The following is a 19,921-nucleotide window of genomic DNA, read 5'->3' as shown; positions in this document are numbered from 1 at the left end:
GCATCAGGTGCCGGCACGGTCATTCGAATTCAGGAGGATGGCGCGGCGCGCGCATGCAGACTCGCGTTGAATGCGGGCACACGCAGAAATCCGGGGGGAGACAGGCTGGAGAAGAACACCGCCGCGCGGTCGGCGCAGGCAGCGGGAAAGTGGGCTGAATCACTGGCGACATCCGTCGCACCGTTCATTGCATCGTCGATTGCAAACCGCGTGACCAATTGAAACCTCGACTTCCATTTGAGGGTCAACGACGAGGAACAACCTGCGCGGGGATGACAGCGCCAGGGTGGTCCCGATCGGCTGCGACTGCCGGGTCTGTGGACGCACGGCAATCTTCTGGCGCCGGGTTTGTGACCCGGAGCGCCGGCGGATAATAACCACGTTTTTTGCTGGTGAAGCAAACGAAATGTAGGAATTCGGTGAAATAAATATCAGCTGTTTCCTACGTCATTGTGACGATGGCAAAGAGACAGAGATGTCAAAAATGCTCGAACTCCGCTCTGCCGTTTCCTCCAGGAAACGGTCATCGAAAACCCGTGCAGAGTCTTGACCGGCCAGCGAAAAAGTCACCGCGCCACACGCTGCAATAGCCTGGCGCTAACAAGCGCTAACAACGCATAACTGGCAGTCATTCGGGTGTGAAGGCAGGCTTGAATCTCACCGCTGAACGCCAGGCCACCTGCGAACCTTTTCGGTCGCCTCGCTCAGTCGAACGATGGTTTTGCGAGGGATTCGACCATGGCTGAAGGTTATCGCGACAATTGCCTGTGCGAGGCCGACCGGCTCGGCAACGACGAACTGTATGCCTTGGTCGCGGGCGCCGTCAGGCATGGCCGGTGTGACGCGCAACAGCTGTTCGCGACCGTGACCCCATTGCTCATCGCCTTCTACGAAGGTCAGGTGCAGGCCGGGCGGATCCGTCGCGAAGACACCGGCAGCCTCGTTCAGCAAGCCTTCAGGGCGCTCTATCAGGAACAGGCCGCCCATGACCCGAGCTTTCCGTTTCGCGCCTGGCTGATCGAGATCGCCCGCACGATCCTACTCGACAACCTGGGCCATCGCGGCACTGACGCCGTGGCCACGGCCGACGCGCTGGCGGGTGCGTCTGCACGTGAATGTCATGAACCCACACGGGCAACATGAACCGCCCTTTTCGCTGTGAAATGCTCTTCAGGGAATGCCCATGATCGATATCGAAAAAACCCTCTACTCCGCGCATACCTGCACCACAGGAGGCCGCGAGGGCACAGGACGCAGTCACGATGGCCGACTGGATCTCAAGCTTTCTCCACCCGGCGCGCCCGGCACCGGAACCAACCCCGAGCAATTGTTCGCCGTGTGCTGGTCGGCCTGTTTCCTTGGCTCGCTGCGCCACGCCTGCAACGCGCGCAAGATCGGTTTTCCTGCACAAGCCATGGTTGATGCGCAAGTCGATCTGGCTCATGGGGAACAGGGGTTCTTCCTGCAGGCCCAACTGGCGGTGTCGCTGCCGGATATCGAACCGCAAGTGGCGCACCAACTGATCGACGCAGCGCACCAGAATTGCCCCTACTCCAAGGCCACGCGCAACAACATCAAGGTCAGCATCACCCTCGCCTGATCCGTCTTTTGCCGACACCAAAACGCAATCCATTCCAACCACACCTTGGTGCTATCCGGCGACACCATGGTGCAATAGATCGCGCCCGGGGCTTTTGATGTGATGGCAGGAAACCGACAGAAGCCAGGAGTTGCGCATGAACAAGCTGACAACTGCTGCGGGCGCGCCCGTGGTTGATAACAACAACGTACAGACAGCCGGCCCGAGAGGCCCGATGCTGTTGCAGGACGTCTGGTTGCTGGAAAAACTGGCGCACTTCGATCGGGAAGTCATCCCCGAGCGGCGCATGCACGCCAAGGGTTCCGGCGCGTTCGGCACCTTCACCGTTACCCACGACATCAGCCGTTTCACCAAGGCCAGGCTGTTTTCCAGCGTGGGCAAGACCACCGATGTGTTCGTCCGCTTCTCGACCGTGGCCGGTGAGCGTGGCGCGGCGGATGCCGAGCGTGACATCCGCGGATTCGCTATCAAGTTCTATACCGAGCAAGGCAACTGGGACCTGGTGGGCAACAACACGCCAGTGTTCTTTCTGCGCGACCCGTTGAAATTCCCCGACCTCAACCGTGCGGTCAAACGCGACCCGCGCACCAACATGCGCAGCGCCCGCAACAATTGGGATTTCTGGACCTTGCTGCCGGAGGCGCTGCACCAGGTCACGATTGTCATGAGCGACCGCGGACTGCCGCGCACCTACCGCCACATGCACGGTTTCGGCAGCCACACCTTCAGTTTCATCAGCCCGGCGAACGAACGTTTCTGGGTGAAATTCACCTGGAAGACCCAGCAAGGCATCGAAAACCTGACCGATCAACAAGCCGCGACCCTGATCGGCGATGACCGCGAAAGCGCCCAGCGCGACCTGTACAACGCCATCGAGGAAGGTCACTTCCCGCAATGGAAGCTCTACGTGCAGGTGATGCCGGAGCTGGATGCCGAGACTTACCCGATCAACCCGTTCGACCTGACCAAAGTCTGGCCCCACGCGGATTACCCGGTGATCGAAGTCGGTGTGCTGGAACTCAACCGCAACCCTGACAACTACTTCGCCGACGTCGAACAGGCGGCTTTCAACCCGGCCAACGTGGTGCCCGGCATCAGCTTCTCACCGGACAAAATGCTCCAGGCGCGCCTGTTCTCCTACGGCGATGCCCAGCGCTATCGGGTCGGCGTCAACCATCATCAGATCCCGGTGAACGCGCCGCGCTGCCCGGTCAACAGCTATCACCGGGACGGCCAGATGCGCACCGATGCGAACGCGGGCAGCACCATCGGCTACGAGCCCAACAGCTATGGCGAGTGGGCCGAGCAACCGGATTTCAGCGAACCGCCGCTGGCCCTCAAAGGCAGCGCCGGGCACTGGAATCACCGCGAGGACGACGACTACTTCTCGCAACCGGGCGCGCTGTTCCGGGCCATGTCGCCCGCCCAGCAACAGGTCTTGTTCGAGAACACCGCGCGCTCGATTCATGGCGCCAGCGCCCAGACCCGACAACGCCACATCGATAACTGCACCCGCGCCGATCCGGCTTACGGTGCAGGCGTTGCGCAGGCCATCGAAGCGCTGGGCTGATCCGCAATGACGTAAGCAGGGCAAGCAGGATTGATCCTGTTTGCCCTGCTGCCGTTGTCAGTCCTCTACGATGCTTTTCGCTTCAAGAAACGCTTCCAGTCCCGACACCCCGAATTCCCGGCCGATCCCCGACTGCTTGACTCCGCCAAACGGCGCGAGCAACTCCGGTGCGATCCGGTTGATCAGCACCGAACCGGCCTCCAGCCGCGCAGCGATGCGTCGGCCACGTTCCACCACGCGAGTGAACACATACGCCTGCAAACCGTAGACGCTGGCATTGGCGAGGCGGATGGCGTCTTCCTCATCGTCATAGGCGATGATCGACAGCACCGGGCCGAAAATCTCCTCCCGGGCGATGTCCATGTCGTTGCTGACATCGGCAAACACCGTGGGCTTCACGAAATAGCCATGGTTCAACCCGGCAGGCCGGCCCTCCCCGCCGACGATCAATCGCGCGCCCTGCTCCAGACCGCGCCGGATAAAGCCCTGCACGCGATCAAACTGCGCCTGGTTGACCAACGGGCCGATGGCGGTAGCCGGGTCCCGGGGATCGCCGACCACGGTCGCGTCGACCAGGGTTTTCACCCGATCGATCACCTGCAGCAAGCACCTGCGCGGCACCAACAGCCGCGTGCCGGCAACACAGGCCTGACCGTTGTTCATGAACGCGGCATTCAGTGCCATGGGGATGACCGTTTCGAGATCTGCGTCGTCGAGCACGATGGATGCCGATTTGCCGGTGAGCGACAGGCTCACCCGTTTCATCGTCTCGATACCGGCGCGGGCGATGAGTTTTCCGGTGGCAGTGGAGCCGGTAAACGAGACCTTCGCGACGTGCGGGCTGGTGCTGATCTCATCGCCCACTTCGCCGCCACGGCCCGAGACAATATTGATCACCCCGTTGGGCAGTTCCGCACGGTGCAAGGCGAGCGCGAGCACCTGGGTCTGCAACGGGCTGAGCTCACTCGGTTTGATAACTGAGGCGCAACCGCCGGCAATCGCCGCTGCCAGTTTGCTGCACACCGTACCGGCGGTGCTGTTCCAGGGGGCGAACAACGCCGATACCCCGACCGGTTCCATGACCACCCTTGCACGGCCCACAGGCCGGACCAGTTCGTAGTTCTCCAGCACCTGCGCCGCGTTGGCGAAAGACTGCGACGCGTACTGGCTGACCCATTGCGCACGGGCCAACGGTGCGCCGTATTCCTCGATGGCGGTGTCGCGTATGTCTTCGGTGCTCTCCAGCACCGCGGCCTGAAGGCGCCTGAGCATGTCGATGCGCTCGGCTTTCGAGGTGCGGCCCATCGTGACTTGCGCACGCTTGGCGGCGGCGATGGCTTGCCTGGCATCGTCGCGATTGGCCAGAGTGACCGTCCCGATGACGGACTCCGTCGCCGGGTTGATGCAGTCGATCGTTTCGCGGCCGTGAACGGGCACGAACGCGCCATCGATGTAGCTGTGACGGATAGTCCACATGGCGATATTCCCAAGGTATTGAAACAGCAACGCCCGGAAAATCCGGGCGTTGATCAGGGCGACGGTTCAGTCGGGTAAAGATTCGCGGCTGAAGGCTTGCACCTCCTGCACCAGGCCGCGAGCGGCCATTTCCACCAGTTGCCGGCCTTTTTCCGGCGAAGCCTGGGCCGGGTCCGAGCCCATGCGGCCGTCCGGGTGACGGGCACGGAAATCCGCCGCTTCACGGATCGGGCCCCAGTTGGCGATCTGCGGCGAGTAGTCCGCCGACTTGATGGAGTCGGGGTACGCCCATTGGGTCACGGCGATTTCCGAAGGGGTCGCATGAATGCCGTGGCCGGTCGGGAACTGATCACGGGCCAGCTCGTTCACCCCTTCCAGGTCCCACCAGTTGCACAGCTTCAGGGCGAAGCCGGCCTTGCGCCGGGCGAAACTCGCTTCGGCGTACAGCTCCGAAAACGCCGCTTCGATTGACGCGATATTGCCGCCGTGGCCATTGAGGAAAAAGATCTTTTCAAAGCCGTGGGCGGCCAGCGAACGGGTCCAGTCGGCGATGGCGGCGATGAAGGTCGAGGGCCGGAGCGAGATGGTGCCGGGGAAACCGAGGTGATGCTGCGCCATGCCGATGTTGAAGGTCGGGGCAATCAGGATGTCCGCGCTTTTCTGCGCTTCATGGGCGATGATTTCCGGGCACATCCAGTCGGTGCCCAGCAGGCCGGTCGGCCCGTGCTGTTCGTTGGAACCGATCGGGATGACGATGGTGCGGCTGCGTTCCAGGAATTGGGCTATTTCGGACCAGGTCGATAGGTATAAAAGCATCAGGATTCTCACTCTTCGAAGGTTCCTCGCGGAACGAGGGTGGGTGTTCAGTGCACCTGCAACAGCAGCGTCATTGATACCACCCGCCTCCCTTCGACGACAGAATACGAAGGTATCGGAATCGCCGGAACGTCCTAATCGCGGACGAGAAATTCACGGGGCGATTCGCCCATCACCCGCCTGAACATTGCGCTGAAGGCACTTTGACTGGCGTAGCCCAGACCCCGGGCAATCACCCCGACGGACTGTCCCTTGTCGAGCCGATCGATGGCGGTTGCCAGCCGCACCTGCTGCAACCAGTGGCGGAAATTCAGGCCGGTTTCATTGACGAACAGGCGAATCAGCGTGCGCGAACTGGCGCCGACCCGGTCGGCCCAATAGCCGATTGAATGGTCCTGTCCGGGATCCTGCAGAATCGCCTCGCACACCGTGACCAGTCGCCGGTCGACCGGCCACGGCACTTCGATCGGCAACGTCCGGGCTCCCTGTAATTCACTGAGTATCAACGCCACAATGTGTGCGTTACGACCTTCCTGCGGATACTCGATCGGCTGCTCGGCCAGGGCCAGAATCAACTCGCGCAGCAGTCCGGGGATCTCCAGCACTTTGCAGTGATCGCCCAGCCCTGCGCAGACCTGCGGCTCGATGTAGATCGAGCGCATCTTGACTGCGCTCAGCATCAACTGGTCGTGGATCATCCCGGGCGGAATCCACAGCGCCCGCTTCGGCGGCAGGATCCATAACCCGCGCTCGGTAGCGACCCGCATCACGCCGTTCGAGGCGTAAAGCAACTGCCCGTGTCGATGCACGTGTGGTTCGTTGTATTCACCGGTGGCCTGATCGCGCACCAGCACGGTCATCACGCGCGGCACATCCTGATAGTCGGGATAACGTTCGCTGCGCGGCGCGGACTCACGCTGGGCGATGACCTTGCGCACCTCTCGTTTCATCGGCTGGCGTCTCCTGAAAACACACCTTGATCGTGTTAAAGCGGCGATTGTCACTTTGGCGACAAACCCTGGCATTTGCCATGGCCGGCCCATTGTTAGCCTTGCGCTCATTGTTCATCAATGAGGCTTTTCCCATGGCAATCACTCGCAATCTCTCCGGCCACCAGCAGAGCGTCACGGCGGTGATCGGCCTGCTGATCCTGTCCATCGCCCTGCGTCCGCCGATCATTTCGGTGGGGCCGATTCTGCTGTTGATCCAGCAGCACTTCCAGTTGAGCTACACCCAGGCCGCGCTGCTGACTTCGATTCCAGACGTGTGCATGGGCGTGTTCGCGCTGGTGGTTCCGAGCCTGGCCAGGCGCTTCGGGATCGATCGCAGTGTGGTGATCGCACTGACGCTGTTGGGCGCTTCCACCTTGCTGCGGGCAATCTCGCCGAATGCATTCTTCCTGCTCGGCAGCACGTTCTTCGCCAGCATCGGCATTGCGGTTGCCGGCGCGATGACCGGCGCGTGGATCAAGACCCACTTTGCGCAACGGCCGGCGCTGTTCATGGGCATCTACGCCGGCGGCCTGAGCCTGGGCGCTACCCTCGCGGCAGTGCTCAGCGCACCGATTGCCGAGCTGGCGCAGGACTGGCGGGTCAGCGCCGGGTTCTGGAGCGTGCTGTGCCTCACCGCCATCGCCAGTTGGGTGTGGATGGCGCGGCGTTTTACGACACCGGTGCCAGCGGTGAAATCGCCGTCGAACCCGAACAAACGCCTGCCCTGGGGTAATCCGCAAGCGTGGTTGATCGCGTTGAATTTCGGTGCCGGTCAATTCGTGGTCTACGCCCTCTTCGCCTGGATGGCGCCAGCGTCGGTGGAAGCGGCCACATCGAGTGTTTCCCCGGGCGTCCTGCTGGGCATTTTTACGGCGGTGTTCGCCGTGGCCAGCGTGGGTGCGGGATTGATTCCGGGCAAGGCCCACGACCGGCGCGGTCTGCTCGGGTTGTCGGCGTTGCTGGCCCTGCTGGGGGTGGGCGGCATGGCGTTCCTGCCGGCGTACTGGCCGATGCTGTATGTGGTGCTCGCGGCCATCGGCCTGGGCATGGGTTTCACCGTGGCCATGACCTTGCCGCTGGATCACGCCAGCACCAGCGAACAGGCCGGATTGTGGACGGTGTTCATGTTGTTCATCGGTTACCTGATCGCCGCGCTCGGGCCGCTGTTGTTCGGTGCCCTGCGCGAATACGCCGGACACTATGGCCCGGCGTACACCTTGCTGTTCGCGGTACTGCTGTTGATGCTCGGCATCACCCCTCTGCTCAGGCTGGCACCGGCAACTTCGCCGCAGGTGTCCGCTGCCTGAGCAGAGGATGACAACTCTGCGACGCGCCTCGGCACGTCGCAGGTTTTCAGTTGGCCGCAGCGGCTTTTTCAATCAGCCGCGCCACCGGTGCCGGGTTCGACACCATCACTACGTGAGAGCCGCCCTTGACCACCTCGACTGCCTTGGCATCCGCACGCTTGGCCATGAACGCCATCGCCTGGGGCGGGATGTTCTTGTCCTTGTCGCCGTAGATGTACCACGACGGAATGTGCTTCCAGGCCGGCGTTCCGGCCTGCTCGTTCAGCGCCGCTTCGGTGACCGGGCGCTGGGTCGCGGCCATCAGGGCCGCTTGTGCTGCCGGGACGTCGGCGGCGAACTGATCGTGGAACTTGCTCTGCTGGATGTACAAGTCCTTGCCGCCATCGGCCAGCGCAACGGGTGGCGCCAGCGTTGGCCCGAGGGTGCTGCCGGGAAACTTGCCGGCCAGCCCGGCAACGGTTTCACCGGCCTCGGGGGCAAAGGCGCTGACATAGACCAGCGCTTTGACATTGGCATGATCGTTGGCCGCATCACTGATGACGTTGCCGCCATAGGAGTGGCCAACCAGCACCACCGGCGACTGGATACTGCTCAGCAATGCCGATACCGCTGCGCCATCGCTCTTGACGCCGCGCAACGGGTTGGCGGCGGCGATCACCGTGTAGCCATCCTTTTCGAGAATCTTCGCCACGCCGTTCCAGCTCGATGCGTCGGCAAACGCGCCGTGCACCAGCACGACCGTGGGTTTGGCGGTTTGGGCAAAGGCATTGGCGCCCAGGCACAGGCCAACGGCAATGCTCAGTGCAGTCAGTGTTTTTTTCATTTGGATTTCCTCGTATGACGGATTCAGGGGGCGTATCGGGTGAAGACAAAATCGTGGTTCTGCACTCGCGCCTGATGGCAGGCAAAGCAGGTCTGGTGCTGGGTTTCATCGGCGGGTTTGCCGTTGATGAACCGGCCGAATCCCCAGCCACCGGTCGAGGCGTATTTGCGCGAGTCCTTGACCATCACCTGAACGGTGGTGGCCGCCCCCGGAATCGAGGCCGGCTCGAACTCCGGCGACTGCACGTGTTTCCACGCCAACTTCACCAGCACCGTGCCGTCGGGAAACGGCAGCGTTGCGCTCTGGTAAGCCTTGATCGCCCGGTCATTACCCAGCACCGCGCGCAGTTCATCCAGCGGCGCAGCTTCCTGAGCCGGGGCAATCAGCGCCCACTGGCGATAGTTTTTCGGCAGTTTCACGCCGTAGATCGGCGAGGCGTCGCCGTCATCGGCCTCGCCCAACGCGACACCGGTGGCCGCCAGTGCCGCGAGCGCAATGGCCGCCGGCAACACGGCCCAATGGTTGAGTTTCATCGTCGGATCCCCTCAGGCCAGCAATCAGAGATGATCGGCATCGATCACCGCCTGAGCGAACGCCTGCGGCGCTTCCTGCGGCAGGTTGTGGCCGATACCGCCGCTGATCAGCCGATACTCGTACTTGCCGGTGAAGCGTTTGGCGTAGGCCTCGGCCGGTGGGTGCGGCGCACCGTTGGCGTCGCCTTCGAGGGTGATGGTCGGCACGCCGATCGAGGGAAATGCCGCCAGCTTTTTCTCCAGCGGATCGTATTGCGCTTCCCCTTTGATCAGCCCCAGGCGCCAGCGGTAGTTGAAGATCGACACGGCGACGTGATCCGGGTTCTGCAACGCGGCGGCGCTGCGGTCGTAGGTCGCGTCGTCGAAGGTCCACTTCGGCGAGGCCAGTTGCCAGATCAGCTTGGCGAAGTCGTGGGTGTTCTTTTCGTAGCCCAGACGGCCGCGCTCGGTCGCAAAGTAGAACTGATACCACCACTGCAACTCCGCCGCCGGCGGCAACGGCGTCTTGCCGGCGTCCTGGCTGCCGATCAGGTAACCGCTCACCGCCACCAGTGCCTTCACTCGCTCGGGCCAGAGCGCTGCGACGATGTCGGCGGTGCGCGCGCCCCAGTCGTAGCCGCCGAGCACGGCCTGCTTGATCTTCAGGGCATCCATGAAGTCGATCAGATCTTTCGCCAGCGCCGCCGGCTGACCGTTGCGCACGGTTTTGGCAGACAGGAAACGCGTGTCGCCATAGCCGCGCGCGTAAGGAATCAGCACCCGATAGCCCTTCTGCGCCAGTGCCGGCGCTACGTCGGTGTAGCTGTGAATGTCGTAGGGCCAGCCGTGCAGCAGGATGACCACCGGACCGTCGACGGGCCCGACTTCGGCGTAGGACACGTCCAGCAATCCGGCCTTGACGTGTTTCAGCGCGCCGAAGGAAACGTTGGTGCCAGCGGTAATGGCGTCGATCTTGCCGGCGGGCACTTCGGCGGCGCTGGCGTGTGCCGAGGCAATGCCCAGCGCAAGCGCCAGCATCGAAACGGCGAGCACGCGCCGGGATGGAGTTACAGCGTTAGAGTCAGTCATGCCGAGTCTCCCTCGTGAACCGCCGGGCGGCGGTTCCGGGCTTGGGGTTGAAGGGTTTGCGGATTGCAGGGCTAGCGGGCTGCCTGCGCAGCGGTTTTCTGCGCATCAGCACGCAGTGGACGGAAGGCTTCGCGCAGTTCTTCGCTGAACAGTTGCGGTTGTTCCCATGCCGCAAAGTGACCGCCCTTGCTGACTTCGCTGAAGTAGGCCAGCGACGGATAGGCGCGTTGCGACCAGACTTTCGGCGCGCGGTAGATTTCGTGCGGGAACACGGTGATCGCCACCGGCACCTTGATGTCGGCAGTCTTCTGCGCGGCGGCGCTGAAGTTATTGTTGTTGTTCTCCCAGTAGAAACGGGAGGACGACGCCCCGCTGTCGGTCAGCCAGTACAGGCTGATGTCGTCGAGCATTTCATCGCGGCTCAGGACTTTCTCGGGCTGACCGTCGCTGTCGGTCCACGCGGCGAATTTTTCATACATCCACGCTGCCGTGCCGGCAGGCGAATCGGCCAGCAGATAACCGATGGTCTGCGGCCGGGTCACCATCATTGCGCCGTAGGCGGCGTTGCGACCGAAGAACTGGCTGAGCGAGTTGAAGGCCGTCACCTCCGGCGCGGTCAGCCCGGCCGGGGCCGGGTCGCCGCTGTTGATCGGCTTGACCAGTTCCGGCGGCACGGTGGCCGGCATGTTCAGGTGGATGCCCAGCAAACCGGGTGGCGCCAGACGACCCAGTGCATCGGAAATCACCGAACCGTGATCGCCACCCTGGGACACGTAATGGCTGTAGCCCAGACGCTTCATCAACACATCCCAGGCCTTCGCCACCCGGTCTGGGCCCCAGCCGAGTTCGGTCGGCTTGCCGGAAAAACCATGACCGGGAATCGACGGGATTACCACATCGAACGAGTCCTCGACCTTGCCGCCGTACGCCACAGGATCGGTTAGCGGGCCGATGGTCTTGAGGAATTCGAACTGCGAACCCGGCCAGCCGTGGGTGAGGATCAGCGGCATCGCATTGGGATTGCGCGAGCGCACATGGATGAACTGGATGTCGACGCCGTCGATGGTGGTCACGAACTCCGGCAAAGCATTGAGCTTCGCTTCGGCCTTGCGCCAGTCGTAGCCATTGCCCCAGTACTTGACCAGTGCTTCGACCTGCGCCAGTTGCACACCCTGAGACACGTCGCTGACCGTTTCCTTGTCCGGCCAGCGGGTGTCGGCGATGCGTTTGCGCAGATCGCTCAACTTCGCTTCGTCCACATGGATTGTGTACGGGCGAATGGCTTGCGACGGATCCGCGGCCCAGGCGCCGCTGCTGCCAGCGAGTACGGCGAGGCCGAGCGCGCCGCCCCTGATGGAAGACGCCAGGCAATGGCGCCAGGTAAGACCGGACGAAACCGCAACCATGATGGATCTCCTTGTAGTCATTATTCGAAAGGCATCGCCAATCGGATCAGACCACTGCGCTGGCACCGGGGCGATTACACGATGGTGTCGGTCGATACCTTGGTATGACCCGCTGGCCCGGTGCGCAAAATCGCACTCGAATTCAGCAGCGGTTAACGGGCAGAATGCGGCGGGGAAACGGCCCATTTGAATGACAGATCGGAACAAGGATTGCGGATGCGTGGGGAGACAGCGCTCGAACGCCTGAGCAGTACGCCATCGACCACTTCGCCGTGGTGGGTGATCGGGTTGTGCATGCTGTTCAACGTGATCGACGGGCTGGACGTCATGGCGATGGCTTTCACCGCCAGCCGGGTTGCGGCGGAATGGGCGTTGAGCGGCGCGCAACTGGGCCTGCTATTGAGCGCAAGTCTGGTCGGGATGGCGCTCGGTTCGCTGCTGGCCGCGCCCAGGGCCGACCGCTTCGGGCGCAGGCCTTTATTGCTCGCCGGATTGCTGCTCAGCGGCCTGAGCATGTTGCTGTCGTTCTGGAGCCCTGATCATCACGTATTGATGTTCCTGCGTTTGTTGACCGGCATCGGCACGGGGGCGGTGCTGGTGGGGGCGAACGTGCTGACGTTCGAGCACGCCAGCCCGCAGCGGCGCAATCTGGCCATCGCGTTGCAATCCCTCGCTTTTGCCATGGGCGCGAGTCTGGGCGGAGTGCTGGCGCATGTACTGAATGATTTGATGGGCTGGCGGTATGTCTTTCTCGCTGGTGGCTGCATCACGCTGGCGGCAGCGTTGGCGGGTGTTTTCTGGCTGCGAGAGTCGCCGTCATTTCTGGCACTCGAACACCGCGCGCCTGTCGCTCCTGCGTCGCCTGACAACGCCAGCCGACCGTTTGCGCCCGGTCATCGGCAACAGACCACATCGCTGGCGCTGGCACTCTTTCTGCTGATGTTCTGCTTTTACTTCGTCATGAGCTGGACCCCGAGCCTGCTGGTCCACAACGGTTTTACCGATCAGCAAGGTGCCCGGATCGGGGTGTTACTGGCGTTTGGCGGCATGCTCGGTGCCCTGCTGCTGGGACTGACGGCCAATCGCTTCGGCTGCCGACGATTGTTGTCGGGTTTCCTGCTGCTCAACGCCGCCCTGCTGCCGCTGATGGTTCCAGCCTCGCACGTACCCGGTCTGGCGGCACTCGTCGCCGTCACACTGGGCCTGATGCTCAATGGTGCGGTCGCCGCGCTGTATGTTCTGGCCCCCCAGGCGTTCTGCACTTCGGTTCGCACGACCGGCGTCGGCCTGGTGCTGGCGATGGGGCGTCTCGGGGCGATCATTTCGCCGGTGGTTGCCGGTTTTCTGCTGGATGCCCGATGGACCGCACAAGAGCTGTTCACCTTTTTCGCCGGTAGTCAGCTCTTGGCGGCCCTGCTGATCTGGCGTGGCACTAAGGAACAATGATCAGCTTGCCCGTGGTGTTGCGCGACTCGATATCGCGATGGGCCTGTTGCGCGTCGTCCAGTGAATAACGCTGGCCGATAAAGGTTTTCAGCTTGCCGGTGCTGACCCACGTGAACAGTTGCCGGGACTTTTCCAGCAGCACTTCGCGGTTGCGCACGTAATGCATGACCGAGGGATACGTCAGCTTGATGCTGCGCGGCACGCTGAAGATATCGATCGGCGGGATCGGGTTCATGAACGGCCCGTACAAGGCCAGGGTGCCGAAGTAATCCAGCATCTCCAGCGAGTCGGCGAACCCTTCCGCGCCGGTGCCGTCGTACACCGCATTCACGCGCTGCCCGTCGGTCAGGCGCATGACCTGCCTGGCAATATTGTGCGCCCGCCCGATCACCACATAGTCAGCCCCGGCCGCGAGCACAGCCTCCACCTTGTCGGCGTGAGACACCCGGCCAATGACCCTGCCGCCCCGCAGCTTGATCAACTGGGTCAGCATCAGGCCCACGCCACCCGCCGCCGCGTGCACGAAGGCCACGTCGCCCGGCTGGATCGCATGCACCTTGTCCACCAGATTGCTGGCGGTCAGGCCCTGCATCATCAGGCTGGCGGCGGTGGTGAAGTCGATCTCGTCGGGCAACGGCACCAACTGGCTGACCGGGGCGATCACCTGCTCGGCGTAGCTGCCCGGCACGTAATGCCAGGCCACGCGGTCACCGACTCCGAACTCCGTCACCTGCGGACCGGTGGCGATGACGATGCCGGCACCTTCGGCACCCGGCGTCAGCGGCAACTCCCAGGCGGCGCCAAGACCGCGCCGGACACCGGTGTCCATGAAATTGATGCCCGCCGCCATGACCTTGACCAGGACTTGTCCGGGCCCAGGTTCTGCCAGTTGAATGTCTTGCACCGTCAAGACTTCAGGCCCGCCAAAAGCCTCGATCACCACTGCTTTCATAATGTTCTGCCCTGTCACAGGGGAGGCCTGCCTTACTGCCATTCTGGTGGCAGGCGCGCAGACGTCACGTTGTCTTCAATCAACATCGAAGGACGTTGAAACCAGGGCCAATAGTGAGCGGGTGGTGTATCCGCGCCGTTTCGCGAACAGGCTGGTTTGCATGCTTGTATGGCTCAAGCGGCCGTAGATACAGTGGCTTACAAAAGCGCCACTGTGATGCCCGTCGCAGTGTGCGATGACGGCCGATATTCGCTACGAGCGACACCAAAGTATGATGGGCGAGTGCCAGCAGAAGGCGCATCTTTGTTCAACGGTGACTGCACACAATGAGAATCGGTATGACGAACGAGCAGGAGCGCGTCATCGAGGACGGTCCAGACCGCGCCAGTGACGCAATCATGCCCATGCCCGGGGTCGAAGCCATCATCGACAGCATCCCGGCCATGGTCGCCTTCATGACGCCTTCCGGTGAGCTGGAACAGGTCAACCGGCCCATCCTGGATTACATCGGCGCCCCGCTTCATGAACTGAAAAAATGGCAAGCCGGCGAAACCGTGCACCCGGACGACCTGCCCTCGGTCATCGCCGCGTGGATGCATTCGGTCGGCACCGGCACACCCTATGAGATCGAGCACCGCATCCGTCGCGCCGACGGTGTCTATCGCTGGTTCCATGTGCGCGGCCTGCCGATCAGAGACAGCGAAGGCACCATCACACGCTGGTGCGTGCTGCAGGTCGATATCGATGAGCGCCGGCGGGACAAGGTGCTGATCGCCAATGCCCTCGCCGAAGTCAGCGCGTCGGAAGAACGTCTGCGAGGGATCATCGATGCCGTTCCCGGTTTTGTCTGGAGTGCTTCGCCGGAAGGCAGCGTCGGCTTCGTCAATCGACGCTGGTGCGACTACACCGGCATGTCCCTCGAACAGGCCTGCGGCCATGGCTGGACGGCGTCCATCCACCCGGACGACGCACCGGGCCTGGCAGTCTATTGGCAAGGGATTCTGCAATCGGGCAGCGCCGGTGAGTACGAGGCCCGGCTGAAGCGCTTCGACGGCATTTACCGCTGGTTTCTGATCCGCGCCGTGCCCCAGCGCGATGACACCGGGCGGCTCGTGCGCTGGTACGGCGAGAACACCGACATCGAAGACCGCAAGCGGGCGGAGGTCCTCTTGAGCAAGGCGCGCTCGGAACTGACGCACCTGGCCAGAGTCGCCAGCCTTGGCGCGGTCACGGCGTCGATTGCCCACGAGGTCAATCAACCGCTGGCCGGCATCATCACCAACGCCAGCACCTGCCTGCGTATGCTGGGTGCGGATCCGCCGAATGTCGACGGCGCCAGGGAAACCGCGCGCCGCACCATTCGCGACGGCAATCGCGCGGCCGATGTGATCAATCGACTGCGGGCGCTGTTCTCGAAGAAAAGCATCACCATTGAAGACGTCAATCTGAATGACGCGGCACGGGAAGTTATCGCCATGCTGCTGGGCGAGCTGCAGCGCAACGGCGTGGTGCTGCATCCGCAATTTGCCGAAGCGCTGCCGCTGGTCAGGGGTGACCGGGTCCAGCTCCAGCAAGTGATCCTCAACCTGATCATGAATGCCGCCGAGGCCATGTGTGCGATCCACGGCCGACCCCGGCAATTGATCGTCAGCACCGGGCTTGGGGCGGACGAGAGCGTTTACCTGGCGGTGAAAGACAGCGGCAACGGGGTCGATCCGCAGGACATCGAGCGCATTTTCAATGCGTTCTACACCACCAAAAGCTCGGGCATGGGCGTCGGTCTGTCCATCAGTCGCTCGATCATCGAGCGCCACGACGGCAAACTCTGGGCCACCGCCAACGACGGCCCGGGAGCGACGTTTACCTTTGCCATCCCGAATTCGACGGACTTGCCGCAAACCGATAACCGCGACCTCGCCGATCGCACCGTGGAGAATGATTGATGGGTACGCATTTGCTCGTATCGGTGGTCGATGACGACGAATCGGTTCGCGAATCACTGCCGGACCTGATCAAGGAATTCGGTTTTGCCGTCCAGGCGTTTGCCTCGGCGCAGGCGTTTCTGGCATCGCCCTATCTGGACCTGACTCATTGCCTGATTCTCGACGTGGCCATGCCCGGCATGTCGGGCCCGGATCTGCAGCGGGAGCTGCTGCGCCGTGACTATCGCATTCCGGTGATTTTCATCACTGCTCACGGCGACGCAAGCGAACAGGCAAAGCTGCTGAACAGTGGCGCGGTGGAGTGCCTGTTCAAGCCCTTCAGCGAAGCCCAATTGCTCAAGGCCCTGAGCGCCGCCCTGCCCCTCGACTGAGTGTGAAGCCGAACAGAACAAGGAATCGACATGTTGAACGCGAACAACGCAATCGCCCCTTCCCGTGGAGCATTACCGATGAGTGATCTCACGCCCGTCGTATTCGTTGTCGATGACGACATTTCCGTGCGCGAGTCGCTGGAACTGATGATCCGCTTCGCCGGATGGCAGCCACGGCTGTTCGAGTCCGCGCAGGATTTTCTCGACGCGCCCCGGGCGCTGGTGCCCAGTTGTCTGGTACTGGACATCAACCTGCCCGACCTCAGCGGCCTGGATCTGCAGACCGCCCTTGCCGATGAACGCCACAACATGCCGATCATCTTCATCACCGGCTACGGCGATATTCCGCGCACGGTGCGGGCCTTGAAGGCCGGCGCGGTGGAGTTTCTGACCAAACCGTTCAATGACGATGTGATCCTCGCCGCCATGACCGATGCGCTGCAAAGCAGTCGTGTGGCGCTGGAGGGAGAAAAGAACCTGCGCTCACTGCTCGAGGCCTACAAGACCCTGACGCCCCGCGAGCAGGAGATCATGGCTTCGGTGGTCAGCGGGCGGCTGAACAAACTGATTGCCGCCGACCTCAACATCAGCGAAATCACCGTCAAGGCCCATCGCGGCAAGGTGATGCGCAAGATGAAGGCCCGCTCGCTGGCGGACCTGGTGAAAATGGCCGCCCTGATTACGCCGGCGTGACCGGCAGGCTCTGCCAGAAGCTTTCCAGCCGACGCAGATCAAGGCTGTCGAAGCCTTCCGAAGCCCGCTCGCGGCAGGCACCGAGCAACGTTTGGGCCTGATCCGGTTGACCCTGTTCAAGCCAGAACCGGGCCAGATCCATCGATGACCGCAACTCCCACGCCCAGGCGCCCTGCTCTCGGCTCAGCGCAATGGACTCCTCAAGAACCGTCAGCATGGCCTGAACATCGTCGGTGTGGATGACCTTGAGAATACCGGCCTTGATTCGCAGCAGTTCCGGCAGCGCAAAGGCATCACCGCTTCGGCGGCAGTGATCGATGGTGCCGTCGACCAGGGTCAGCGCCTTGGGGTGTTGGCCCACCAGCATCAGGCCTTCGGCCAGTGCGATTTCGAACGAAGTCGTGAGCAGTTCGTAACGCATGCTACGCAACCGCGCCAGACTTTCTTCCAGCATGACGACCGCATCCCCCGGCTCTTCGGCGCGGATGGCGATCGCCGCACGCAACCCGTGACAGGCGGCAATGTAGGGGCCGAGTGCGTTGGTTTCGGCGATAGCGCTGAACCGCTCGAGGCTCGCAGTGGCCTTCGCCAGATCACCGGTCCAGATATAGATGCACAAGATCCAGACCATGGCGATGCAGTAGGTGACCGGATGCTGCAGCGCCGAGGCTTCGGCCTCTATCTGCTCGGCCCAGCGCCGCGCCTGATCGGGATAGCCCTGTAGCCAGAGCGAACGCGCCAGCGCCAGCCCCGTGCGATTGCGGTGATCGAAGCCGTAATAAATCGTGTTGCTGGGATGGGACGGCAAGCTGTTGCGCAACGAGCTTTCCAGTTCCTGGCGGGCCAGACGCTGGTTACCGAGCAGATGATGGGAGATGCCGGTCAGCGATGCGGCAATCGCGATGGCGGCGGGCTCGTTGAGAGTGTTGCCGACCACGGCTGCCTGCTCCGCCCAGGCCAGCGAGGAAGGGAAATCACCGATGCGCTCGTAGAAGATCTGCAAGCGGCCCAGCAACCTCAGCTGAGAGCCGTAGTCGTTCAGCGCGACGGCAATATCCTGCGCCCGGAGCAAGGCTTTTTCGGCGGCCTCACTGTTGCCTCGGGTGAACATCAGCACCAGACCGAGCGCGGCTTGCAGTTCCATTTCGGTGGGCGTGCCGTAGTACCCCAGCTCCAGCAGTTCCACCGCCCGGGAACACCAGGTGCGGCACTCGACCAGCAATGAAAAATGCAGGAACAACGGCGCGCTCGCGGCCGCCAGCGGCAACGCCAACCCCGGATCGCCGTGGGGGCCGAAGCTCCATTCCAGCGCACCGCGAACGTTACCCAACTGGCTGGCCAGACGCGCCGAATAACGGAAAATCTCGTCGGGGGAAGTCCCCAGATGGCCGAGCAGGTCCATGTAAAACGCCGCATGCCGGAACGCCAGCGCATTGACCTCGGCCTCTCCCCGCGCGGTCAATTTCTCCCGGGCGTATGCGCGCGTCATCTCCAGCAATCGATACGAATCCGTCGAGTCGCTGTGATCGACCGTGACCAGTCCCTTGCACACCAGATCATCAAGGATCGCGGCCGCCGTGGCGCTTTCGTGTTGCGATTCGGCAACCACCTGTGCGGCGGCTTCCTGGGAAAACGGCCCGACGAAGACCGAAAACCGCTCCAGCGCCAGACGCTCTTGCGGCGACAGCAGGTCATAACTCCAGTCGAGCATGGCGCGCAGGGTCTGATGGCGCGGCACGGCAGTTCTGCGCCCCGACCAGCCCAGCGAGAAACGCTCGCCGAGCAGTGCGTGGGTGGCCTTCAGTCCGTGGCTGGCGACTCGCATCGCCGCCAGTTCGATCGGCAGCGCCATGCCCTCCAGCCGCTGGCAAATGTCCGCAATCATTTGCCCTCCGTCCGCTTCCAGCAGCAACGCAGCATTGCTCGACGACGCGCGCTCGACAAACAGCTTGATGGCCGGAAATGCCAGCAGTTCTTCAACGGAGAGGTGTTGCCGCTCACGGGGAAATTCCAGCGGATTGAGCCAGTGCACGTATTCGCCACGCACCCGCAGCGGCTCGCGACTGGTCGCCAGAACCCCGACATCCGGCGCCGTATCGGTGATCTGCTCCAGCAGGGTCGACACCGCGTCGATCAGGTGTTCGCAGTTGTCGATCACCAGCATCAGCCGCTGTTCACGCAAATGCGCCAGCAGGACAAACATCGGGTCTTCGGCCTGCACCGGGATATCCAGTGACCGGGCCAGTGCCGACGGCACCAGCGCGCAGTCCTCCACTTGCGCCAGATCGACGAAACTGACGCGCTCGTAGCCTTGGGCGGCGATGCGGTGCGCCACTTCGATGGCCAGGCTGGTCTTGCCGACGCCGCCGGGGCCGACGATGGTGAACAGCCTCGGTTGCTGCATGTGGTCGATGACCAGTTGCAGATCGGTTTCTCGGCCGATCAGTTTTGCCCGTGGCGGCAGACTGCAAACGCCCTCGATGGCCCGGGGCGCGATGAGCGCCGGTTGAACAGTGGTCTGTTTTCTTTCCAGCGGCGCGACGAAGGCATAACCCACGCCCACCTGGGTTGCGATGTAACGCGCCTGCTCCTCGCCATCCCCGAGAATCCGCCGCAGGCCGGTCATATGAAAGCGCAGGCTGCCTTCGGCCACCACGCTGTCGGGCCACACCTTGTCGATCAGGTCGTATTTGGACAGCACGCGGCCCGGCTGCTCGAGCAAGGCGATCAGCAGGTCCAGCGCCCGACCGCCGATCTCGACCGCCACCCCGTTGCGGGTCAGCAGCCGTTTGCCCGGAACGACGCAGAAAGGACCGAAAATGAATTGGGTCGTGAGGGATTCGTGCAATGCGTCCGGAAAAGACTCCACGAGGATCGATCTCTCTAAAAAACGTAGGGGGCGGCGCCGGTTACAGACAGCCGGCG

17 protein-coding genes are annotated in these 19,921 nt (G+C 62.8%); 8 read left to right on the top strand and 9 right to left on the bottom strand.

Annotated elements, in window-relative coordinates; translation table 11 throughout:
- The first annotated feature begins 738 nt into the window (after positions 1-738).
- The 3 genes from AC1Q9F_RS00145 (at position 739) to AC1Q9F_RS00135 (ending at position 3,170) form a co-directional block, all read left to right on the top strand.
- Positions 739-1,143: a hypothetical protein gene (locus tag AC1Q9F_RS00145; protein ID WP_492619406.1), complete on the top strand. Its 405-nt coding sequence runs from the start codon at positions 739-741 to the stop codon at positions 1,141-1,143.
- Positions 1,144-1,183: 40 nt separating this feature from the next.
- A complete protein-coding gene (locus AC1Q9F_RS00140) occupies positions 1,184-1,600 on the top strand; it encodes an organic hydroperoxide resistance protein (RefSeq protein ID WP_492619407.1) in 417 nt (138 codons plus the stop codon).
- A gap of 136 nt (positions 1,601-1,736) precedes the next feature.
- On the top strand, positions 1,737-3,170 hold the full coding sequence (locus AC1Q9F_RS00135) for a catalase (RefSeq protein ID WP_492619408.1): 1,434 nt from the start codon (positions 1,737-1,739) through the stop codon (positions 3,168-3,170).
- Positions 3,171-3,227: 57 nt separating this feature from the next.
- On the opposite strand, the gene AC1Q9F_RS00130 is transcribed toward AC1Q9F_RS00135, so the two are convergent.
- The 3 genes from AC1Q9F_RS00130 to AC1Q9F_RS00120 form a co-directional block, all read right to left on the bottom strand.
- Complete coding sequence (locus tag AC1Q9F_RS00130; protein ID WP_492619409.1) at positions 3,228-4,646, bottom strand: aldehyde dehydrogenase family protein; 1,419 nt, start codon at positions 4,644-4,646, stop codon at positions 3,228-3,230.
- Positions 4,647-4,712: 66 nt separating this feature from the next.
- On the bottom strand, positions 4,713-5,462 hold the full coding sequence (locus AC1Q9F_RS00125; protein WP_115077463.1) for a creatininase family protein: 750 nt from the start codon (positions 5,460-5,462) through the stop codon (positions 4,713-4,715).
- 134 nt (positions 5,463-5,596) lie between these two features.
- Positions 5,597-6,412, bottom strand: coding sequence for an AraC family transcriptional regulator (locus tag AC1Q9F_RS00120; RefSeq protein ID WP_492619410.1), 816 nt, complete (start codon positions 6,410-6,412; stop codon positions 5,597-5,599).
- 134 nt (positions 6,413-6,546) lie between these two features.
- Between AC1Q9F_RS00120 and AC1Q9F_RS00115 the strand changes: the two genes are divergently transcribed.
- Positions 6,547-7,761, top strand: a complete 1,215-nt coding sequence (locus AC1Q9F_RS00115; protein ID WP_492619411.1) for an MFS transporter — start codon at positions 6,547-6,549, stop codon at positions 7,759-7,761.
- 46 nt (positions 7,762-7,807) lie between these two features.
- On the opposite strand, the gene AC1Q9F_RS00110 is transcribed toward AC1Q9F_RS00115, so the two are convergent.
- The 4 genes from AC1Q9F_RS00110 to AC1Q9F_RS00095 form a co-directional block, all read right to left on the bottom strand.
- Positions 7,808-8,584, bottom strand: a complete 777-nt coding sequence (locus tag AC1Q9F_RS00110) for an alpha/beta fold hydrolase (RefSeq protein ID WP_085688145.1) — start codon at positions 8,582-8,584, stop codon at positions 7,808-7,810.
- Positions 8,585-8,607: 23 nt separating this feature from the next.
- The gene (locus AC1Q9F_RS00105) at positions 8,608-9,117 is read right to left on the bottom strand and encodes a cytochrome P460 family protein (protein WP_492619412.1); all 510 of its coding nucleotides are present in this window, start codon (positions 9,115-9,117) and stop codon (positions 8,608-8,610) included.
- 24 nt (positions 9,118-9,141) lie between these two features.
- Positions 9,142-10,185 carry an alpha/beta fold hydrolase gene (locus AC1Q9F_RS00100; protein ID WP_492619413.1) on the bottom strand — a complete coding sequence of 348 codons (1,044 nt, stop codon included), beginning with the start codon at positions 10,183-10,185 and terminating at the stop codon, positions 9,142-9,144.
- A gap of 71 nt (positions 10,186-10,256) precedes the next feature.
- On the bottom strand, positions 10,257-11,591 hold the full coding sequence (locus AC1Q9F_RS00095; protein ID WP_492619414.1) for an epoxide hydrolase family protein: 1,335 nt from the start codon (positions 11,589-11,591) through the stop codon (positions 10,257-10,259).
- A gap of 216 nt (positions 11,592-11,807) precedes the next feature.
- Here AC1Q9F_RS00095 and AC1Q9F_RS00090 point away from each other — a divergent pair, with 216 nt between their 5' ends.
- Positions 11,808-13,037 (top strand): MFS transporter, encoded by a 1,230-nt coding sequence (locus AC1Q9F_RS00090; protein ID WP_492619415.1) that lies wholly within the window; start codon positions 11,808-11,810, stop codon positions 13,035-13,037.
- Here AC1Q9F_RS00090 and AC1Q9F_RS00085 read toward each other — a convergent pair.
- The gene (locus tag AC1Q9F_RS00085) at positions 13,024-13,989 is read right to left on the bottom strand and encodes a quinone oxidoreductase family protein (protein ID WP_492619416.1); all 966 of its coding nucleotides are present in this window, start codon (positions 13,987-13,989) and stop codon (positions 13,024-13,026) included. The two genes, AC1Q9F_RS00090 and AC1Q9F_RS00085, sit on opposite strands and share 14 nt — an antisense overlap.
- A gap of 338 nt (positions 13,990-14,327) precedes the next feature.
- Here AC1Q9F_RS00085 and AC1Q9F_RS00080 point away from each other — a divergent pair, with 338 nt between their 5' ends.
- The 3 genes from AC1Q9F_RS00080 to AC1Q9F_RS00070 all read left to right on the top strand — a co-directional run bounded on the left by AC1Q9F_RS00080 (position 14,328) and on the right by AC1Q9F_RS00070 (position 16,996).
- Entirely contained in the window at positions 14,328-15,932 is a 1,605-nt protein-coding gene (locus tag AC1Q9F_RS00080) for a PAS domain-containing sensor histidine kinase (protein ID WP_492619417.1), read from the top strand.
- Positions 15,932-16,303, top strand: coding sequence for a response regulator (locus AC1Q9F_RS00075; protein WP_039771030.1), 372 nt, complete (start codon positions 15,932-15,934; stop codon positions 16,301-16,303). Before AC1Q9F_RS00080 ends, AC1Q9F_RS00075 begins: the two co-directional genes overlap by 1 nt.
- A gap of 78 nt (positions 16,304-16,381) precedes the next feature.
- Complete coding sequence (locus AC1Q9F_RS00070) at positions 16,382-16,996, top strand: response regulator transcription factor (RefSeq protein ID WP_492619418.1); 615 nt, start codon at positions 16,382-16,384, stop codon at positions 16,994-16,996.
- Here AC1Q9F_RS00070 and AC1Q9F_RS00065 read toward each other — a convergent pair.
- Positions 16,983-19,865, bottom strand: coding sequence for an ATP-binding protein (locus tag AC1Q9F_RS00065; protein ID WP_492619419.1), 2,883 nt, complete (start codon positions 19,863-19,865; stop codon positions 16,983-16,985). The genes AC1Q9F_RS00070 and AC1Q9F_RS00065 overlap by 14 nt on opposite strands.
- Positions 19,866-19,921 lie beyond the last annotated feature (56 nt).

It is taken from the genome of Pseudomonas sp. GW823-FHT04A03, assembly GCF_058796615.1.
This window is presented reverse-complemented; position numbering and strand designations above follow the sequence as displayed.

Excerpts from the sequence above, each read along its gene's own strand:
- AC1Q9F_RS00145 (WP_492619406.1), top strand. The coding sequence starts at position 739 with ATGGCTGAAGGTTATCGCGACAATTGCCTGTGCGAGGCCGACCGGCTC.
- AC1Q9F_RS00140 (WP_492619407.1), top strand. The coding sequence starts at position 1,184 with ATGATCGATATCGAAAAAACCCTCTACTCCGCGCATACCTGCACCACA.
- AC1Q9F_RS00135 (WP_492619408.1), top strand. The coding sequence starts at position 1,737 with ATGAACAAGCTGACAACTGCTGCGGGCGCGCCCGTGGTTGATAACAAC.
- AC1Q9F_RS00130 (WP_492619409.1), bottom strand. The coding sequence starts at position 4,646 with ATGTGGACTATCCGTCACAGCTACATCGATGGCGCGTTCGTGCCCGTT.
- AC1Q9F_RS00125 (WP_115077463.1), bottom strand. The coding sequence starts at position 5,462 with ATGCTTTTATACCTATCGACCTGGTCCGAAATAGCCCAATTCCTGGAA.
- AC1Q9F_RS00120 (WP_492619410.1), bottom strand. The coding sequence starts at position 6,412 with ATGAAACGAGAGGTGCGCAAGGTCATCGCCCAGCGTGAGTCCGCGCCG.
- AC1Q9F_RS00115 (WP_492619411.1), top strand. The coding sequence starts at position 6,547 with ATGGCAATCACTCGCAATCTCTCCGGCCACCAGCAGAGCGTCACGGCG.
- AC1Q9F_RS00110 (WP_085688145.1), bottom strand. The coding sequence starts at position 8,584 with ATGAAAAAAACACTGACTGCACTGAGCATTGCCGTTGGCCTGTGCCTG.
- AC1Q9F_RS00105 (WP_492619412.1), bottom strand. The coding sequence starts at position 9,117 with ATGAAACTCAACCATTGGGCCGTGTTGCCGGCGGCCATTGCGCTCGCG.
- AC1Q9F_RS00100 (WP_492619413.1), bottom strand. The coding sequence starts at position 10,185 with ATGACTGACTCTAACGCTGTAACTCCATCCCGGCGCGTGCTCGCCGTT.
- AC1Q9F_RS00095 (WP_492619414.1), bottom strand. The coding sequence starts at position 11,591 with ATGGTTGCGGTTTCGTCCGGTCTTACCTGGCGCCATTGCCTGGCGTCT.
- AC1Q9F_RS00090 (WP_492619415.1), top strand. The coding sequence starts at position 11,808 with ATGCGTGGGGAGACAGCGCTCGAACGCCTGAGCAGTACGCCATCGACC.
- AC1Q9F_RS00085 (WP_492619416.1), bottom strand. The coding sequence starts at position 13,989 with ATGAAAGCAGTGGTGATCGAGGCTTTTGGCGGGCCTGAAGTCTTGACG.
- AC1Q9F_RS00080 (WP_492619417.1), top strand. The coding sequence starts at position 14,328 with ATGACGAACGAGCAGGAGCGCGTCATCGAGGACGGTCCAGACCGCGCC.
- AC1Q9F_RS00075 (WP_039771030.1), top strand. The coding sequence starts at position 15,932 with ATGGGTACGCATTTGCTCGTATCGGTGGTCGATGACGACGAATCGGTT.
- AC1Q9F_RS00070 (WP_492619418.1), top strand. The coding sequence starts at position 16,382 with ATGAGTGATCTCACGCCCGTCGTATTCGTTGTCGATGACGACATTTCC.